This is a genomic window from Mesorhizobium sp. M7A.F.Ca.ET.027.02.1.1, assembly GCF_004022985.1.
Lineage (GTDB): Bacteria > Pseudomonadota > Alphaproteobacteria > Rhizobiales > Rhizobiaceae > Mesorhizobium.
On sequence record NZ_RZOL01000380.1, the window covers coordinates 1 to 5,913 of the forward strand.

At 63.3% G+C, this 5,913-nt stretch carries 5 protein-coding genes and 1 pseudogene; 2 read left to right on the forward strand and 4 right to left on the reverse strand.

Features of this window, described 5'->3' with window-relative positions:
* The 4 genes and pseudogenes from EN749_RS28875 to dusB all read right to left on the reverse strand — a co-directional run.
* Window positions 1-594: pseudogene (locus EN749_RS28875) on the reverse strand (PAS domain-containing sensor histidine kinase); the annotation flags it as partial.
* A gap of 129 nt (window positions 595-723) precedes the next feature.
* Window positions 724-2,184: a nitrogen regulation protein NR(I) gene (ntrC, locus tag EN749_RS28880; protein WP_128364428.1), complete on the reverse strand. Its 1,461-nt coding sequence runs from the start codon at window positions 2,182-2,184 to the stop codon at window positions 724-726.
* Window positions 2,181-3,323 carry a nitrogen regulation protein NR(II) gene (locus EN749_RS28885; RefSeq protein WP_128364429.1) on the reverse strand — a complete coding sequence of 381 codons (1,143 nt, stop codon included), beginning with the start codon at window positions 3,321-3,323 and terminating at the stop codon, window positions 2,181-2,183. The genes ntrC and EN749_RS28885 overlap by 4 nt, the downstream gene beginning before the upstream one ends.
* Complete coding sequence (dusB, locus tag EN749_RS28890) at window positions 3,320-4,348, reverse strand: tRNA dihydrouridine synthase DusB (RefSeq protein ID WP_128364430.1); 1,029 nt, start codon at window positions 4,346-4,348, stop codon at window positions 3,320-3,322. Before dusB ends, EN749_RS28885 begins: the two co-directional genes overlap by 4 nt.
* Window positions 4,349-4,592: 244 nt before the next feature.
* On the opposite strand from dusB, the gene EN749_RS28895 reads away from it, so the two are divergent.
* Window positions 4,593-5,822 carry a bifunctional 2-C-methyl-D-erythritol 4-phosphate cytidylyltransferase/2-C-methyl-D-erythritol 2,4-cyclodiphosphate synthase gene (locus tag EN749_RS28895; protein ID WP_128364431.1) on the forward strand — a complete coding sequence of 410 codons (1,230 nt, stop codon included), beginning with the start codon at window positions 4,593-4,595 and terminating at the stop codon, window positions 5,820-5,822.
* Window positions 5,819-5,913 (forward strand): CinA family protein (locus EN749_RS28900; RefSeq protein ID WP_189367768.1); only part of this gene is annotated, 95 nt, incomplete at its 3' end. The genes EN749_RS28895 and EN749_RS28900, both read left to right, overlap by 4 nt.

The window sequence follows — 5,913 nt, forward strand, 5'->3', positions numbered from 1 at the left end:
GGCCAGCGAACGGCCCACGGCTTCCTTGTTCATCAGGTCCAGAAAGCCGGTACGATCAAGGCCGTAGAGCGTGCGCGACGCATCGAGATCATAGGCCATGGACAATGTCGTGCCCTGGAGGTTGCGGGCATTTTCCTGGACATAGGCGTCGGCGATCGAGAGCGACGAATTGACGATCGTCTTGGTGCGGATCTCGAACCAGCGGTCGAGGCCGATGTCGAGCGTGATCGAGGCAATGATGGCCACCATGATGGCGGGAATGGCGGCAACCAGGGCGAACATGGCGACAATGCGCACATGCAGCCGCGAAGCGGCCTTACCATGCCGGCGCGCCATCAGGATGCGGTGCACCTCACGCCCGACCAGCGCGATAAGAAACAGGACGAAAGCCGCGTTGAGGGCAATCAACGCCAGCGTCGTCGACTCGTTCGGTGTGATCGGCGTGGCGCCAACTAGGATGGTGAACGAGATCGCCGCCGTCATCAGCGCGCCGACGACCGCGATCACACCCGGCAGCGCAAGCAGCCGGCGCCCGTCACGAGCGCCGGGTTCGCTGAAAAGCGGTTGGTTTGTTGTCGGTGCCTGCGGAGCCATGTCGCCGTCTAGAGCCATGATTGCGTCGGATGTATGCAACGCATTGTGGCGATTATGCAACAAGTGTGACCGAGACGGAAATCTTTCGCGAGCCGATCCCCTGAAAAGAGCGCGGGCTCAGATCAAGGCTCAGCTCTGCCGCGATGATTTGTAGACGTTGACGCCGAGTTCGCGAATCTTCTTGCGCAGCGTGTTGCGGTTCAAGCCCAGCAATTCCGCAGCCTTGATCTGGTTGCCGCGGGTTGCCGTCATCGAAGCCAGGACGAGGGGGAACTCGACCTCGGACAGGATGCGCTGATAAAGCCCCGCCGGCGGCAATTCGCCGGCAAAGGAAGCGAAATAGCGCTGCAGGAAGTGCTCGACCGCCTGCCCGATCGACAAATCGTCGGGGATCAGATTGCCGCCACCCGGCACCACCGGACGTTCGCCGGTCTTGAGCTCCGCCTCGATGATCTCGGCGGAAATCTCGTCCTGCGAATAGAGCGCGGCGAGCCTGCGAACCAGGTTTTCCAGTTCGCGCACATTGACCGGCCACGGATAGCGCTTCATCAACTCGATGCCGCCGGAAGAAATGCGCTTGGTCTGCAGGCCTTCCATTTCGCCGAGCTTGAAGAAGTGGCGGACGAGGTCCGGCACATCCTCGGAGCGCTCACGCAGCGCCGGCAGCCGGAGCGGCACGACGTTGAGGCGATAGAAAAGATCCTCGCGGAAGAGCCCCTGGTTGATCAGCGTGCGCAGATCCTTGTTGGTGGCAGCGACGATGCGCACGTCGGTCTTGATCGGCGTGCGTCCGCCGACCGTGGTGTACTCGCCCTGCTGCAGCACGCGCAGCAGGCGCGTCTGCGCCTCCATCGGCATGTCGCCGATTTCATCGAGGAACAGCGTGCCGCCTTCGGCCTGCTCGAAGCGGCCGGTCGAGCGGTTCTGCGCGCCGGTGAAGGCACCCTTCTCGTGACCGAACAGTTCCGATTCGATCAGGTCACGCGGGATCGCCGCCATATTGATGGCGACGAAGGGGCCGCCGCGGCGGCGGCCATATTCATGCAGCGCGCGCGCCACCAGCTCCTTGCCGGTGCCGGATTCGCCCGAGATCATCACCGTCAGGTCGGTCTGCATCATGCGCGCCAGCATGCGGTAGATGTCCTGCATGGCCGCCGAGCGGCCGACCAGCGGCATTGCGTCGGGCTGCTCTTCCGGCCGCGTATCGATCTTCGGCCGGCGCGGCTCGGAAAGCGCCCGGTTGACGATGTTGAGCAGTTCGGTCAGGTCGAAGGGCTTGGGCAGATATTCGTAAGCGCCGGTTTCGGAGGCGCGGATCGCCGTCATGAATGTGTTCTGGGCGCTCATGACGATAACCGGCAGCTCCGGCCTCGCCTTCTTGATGCGCGGCAGCATGTCGAAGGCGTTTTCGTCCGGCATCACCACATCGGTGATGACCAGATCGCCCTCGCCCGCCGCCACCCAGCGCCAAAGCGTCGAAGCGTTGGAGGTGACGCGCACCTCATGACCGGCGCGTGAAAGCGCCTGGTTGAGGACGGTGCGGATCGCCGCGTCGTCGTCGGCGACGAGAATATTGCCGCGAACGGTCATTTGAGGTCTCCTTCGCCGTCATCATCGGCGCCGTTTGGCGCTTCTTTCCAGGCCGGCATCAGGATGCGGAATGTGGTGCCGCGCGGCGTCGATTCGCATTCGATGATGCCGCCATGCTCGCCGACGATCTTGGCGACCAGCGCAAGACCCAACCCGGAGCCGTTCGGCTTGGTGGTGATGAACGGGTCGAACAGGATCGGCAGGATGTCTTCGGAGACGCCGGAGCCATTGTCGCGCACGCAGAATTCCAGCGGCAGCGACACGCGGTCCTGCGTGCCCGGAACGGAAACACGGATGCCCGGCCGGAAGGCGGTCGACAGCACGATCTCGCCCTGCGGGTCGCTGCCGATCGCCTCGGCAGCGTTCTTGACCAGGTTGAGGAACACCTGGATGAGTTGATCGCGGTTGGCAAACACCGGAGGCAATGAAGGATCATAATCCTCCATTATCTTGATTTTCTTGGCAAAACCATTCTTGGCAATCGCCTTCACATGGTCGAGCACGACATGGATATTGACGGGATAGCGATCGATCGGCCGCTCGTCGGAAAACACCTCCATGCGATCGACCAGCGATACGATGCGGTCCGTCTCGTCGGTGATCAGCCGCGTCAGCGCGCGGTCTTCGTCGGAAGCCGACAGTTCGAGAAGCTGGGCAGCGCCGCGGATGCCGGAGAGCGGGTTCTTGATCTCATGGGCAAGCATTGCCGCCAGACCGGTCACCGAACGTGCGGCACCCCGATGCGTCATCTGCCGGTCGATCTTGTCGGCCATCGACCGTTCCTGGAACATCACCACGACGGAGCCCGGATATTCCGGCACCGGCGCGACGTAGAGATCGACGACCTTCTCGATGCCGAGACGCGGCGACGACACGTCGACCCGATACTCGTTGACCGGAGCCCGACGCTCGCGCACCTGATCGACCAGCGTCAGCAGCGGGCTGCCGAAGGGAATGAGTTTTGACAGCGTGTTGCGGGCGAGCATGTTTGCACTCGAGCGAAAGAAATCTTCCGCGTCGGCGTTGGCATAGGTGATGAAACCTTCCTCGCTGATCATGATCACCGGGCGACGGATGGTGTTGAGCACGATCTGGGCGGCATCCGCCATTTCAGCGCCTTGGTCAGCGGCGGCGTTCATGCGGCGCTCCGCAGGTTCAAGGGTTGCGGATCGCGCGAAAACACATCGCGCAGCAAGGCAATGACGCGCGCGGGCTCGAATGCGGTCAGTATGGCCTTTCGGCTGTCGTCGGCGACGCCGCCGGCATGCCGGTCGAGATACCAGCCAAGGTGTTTGCGCGCCTGGCGCAGGCCGCTTTCGGCGCCGTAGAGCGCCAGCATGTCCTCATAGTGGGCCACGATGTAGTCGGCGACCGCCGTCGAGTCCCGTGGCATGTTTGGCGTCGCCTCGCCGATCGCTGCGGCCGCAATGCCGCCTGCGATCCAGGGCGCGCCATAATGGGCACGGCCGATCATCACGGCGTCGGCACCCGATTGATCGAGAATGTCGGCCGCTTCCGCCGGCGAAGAGACGTCACCATTGGCGACGACCGGGATGGACACGGCTTCCTTGACGCGGGCGATGGCGCGCCAGTCGGCCTTGCCCTGGTAGAACTGGCAACGCGTGCGGCCGTGCACGGTCACCATGCTGACACCGGCCTGCTCGGCGCGGCGCGCGAGCATCGGCGCATTGAGCGCGCCTTCGTCCCAGCCAAGCCGCATCTTGACCGTCACTGGCACCTCGACCGCGCCGACAACGGCGTCGATCAGCGACAGTGCGTGGTCGAGATCCAGCATCAATGCCGAACCCGCATAACCGCCGGTGACCTTCTTGGCCGGGCATCCCATGTTGATGTCGATAATGCCGGCCCCCTCACCGGCGGCGATTCTGGCACCTTCGGCCATGTGCATCGCCTCACGGCCTGCAAGCTGAACCATATGGACAGGCAGGCCGGAGTGGCGTATGCGCAGGTTGAAACCGGCCCTGCCCTTGGCAAGCTCGCCGCTGGCAACCATTTCGGACACGACCAGGCCCGCTCCATGCGCGTGGGCACGCTGCCGGAATGGCTCGTCCGTAATCCCCGACATCGGTGCGAGGAACACGCGATTGCGGATTCTCACGCCACCGACATCGAGCGGCGCGGCCAATTTGGTCAAGTTAACCATGCACAAAAACCAAGCACCTTCATTCGTTGCACATTCTCTAGCCACAACCGGCGCAATGTGCAACGCGGAATGACGCCACATTAAGGCGCAATTGGGAAAATGCTGGCCTTCGGCTTTGGCCGCGACCAAAGCGCCGCGCGTCGCCGAGGACGCGCAAAAGACGCTTTGGAATTTCATACTTAGCGCACGATCTTTCCGAAAACCGATTACACTTTTCGGGATCGTGCGCTAGGACCAAACAGGCATGACTGACGCAAGTGAAAATCACGTTACGGGTGCGGATGGCAAGGTCGCGGTGGTGATCGTTGCGGCCGGCCGTGGTGCGCGCGCCGGACAGGCCAACGGACCGAAGCAATATCAACACATTGGCGGCTTTGCCGTCATTGCACACACGCTGGACATTTTTCTGGCCCACCCGCGGACCAGCGAGATCGTCGTCGCCATTCATGCCGATGACCATGAGCTGTTCCGGCAGGCGGCGGGCGCCAATGCCGAGCGCGTCATCGCCATCATGGGCGGGGCGACGAGGCAGGAATCCGTTCGGCTCGGCCTGCTTGCCCTTAGAGGCCAGGCGCCGGCGCAGGTCCTGATCCATGACGCCGTGCGTCCGTTTGTCGATGCGGACCTGATAGATCGCACCATCGCCGCCATCGGCGAGCGCGAGGGCGCGTTGCCCGCTTTGCCCGTCGCCGACACGCTGAAGCGCGAATCGGCCTCCGGCGTGGTTGGCGAAACCGTATCGCGCAGCGGGCTTCACGCGGCGCAAACGCCACAGGGCTTTCCGTTCTGGCCCATTCTTGCCGCGCACGAGAAAGCCCATCATCTGGGAAAAATGGATTTTACCGACGATGCCGCGATCGCCGAATGGGCGCATATTCCAGTCAAGATCGTTCCGGGCTCGCCGGACAATGTCAAACTCACCTGGGCACGGGATATTGCGATGGCGGACCAGCGGCTTTCCGGCGAACGCGTGCGCTTTCCCGACATCCGTACCGGCAATGGCTACGACGTCCACGCCTTCGAACCGGGAGACCATGTCACTTTGTGTGGCGTCGCCATAGCGCACGACAAGAAGCTGTCCGGCCATTCCGACGCCGATGTCGGTCTGCACGCCTTGACCGATGCGCTGCTGGCGACTTGCGGCGCCGGCGACATCGGCACGCATTTTCCGCCATCCGACCCGCAGTGGAAAGGCGCTGCGTCGCGCATATTCGTCGAGCATGCGGCGAAACTGGTGCGCGCGCGCGGCGGCCGCATCGCCAATGCCGACATCACGCTGATCTGCGAAGCGCCGCGCGTCGGCCCGCATCGCGAGGCCATGACCGCAGCCCTTTCGCAGATGCTGGCAATTACGCCGGATCGCATCTCGATCAAGGCCACAACCAATGAGAAGCTCGGCTTTGTCGGGCGCGAGGAAGGCATTGCGGCGATCGCCACCGCCAGCGTGGTGTTTCCCGGCGAGGTGCCGGAATGACCCACAACGAGCTGGCAAATGCCCTGCTGCAAGCCTGCCAGAGACGCAGCATCATGCTGGCAACGGCGGAAAGCTGCACCGGCGGCATGAT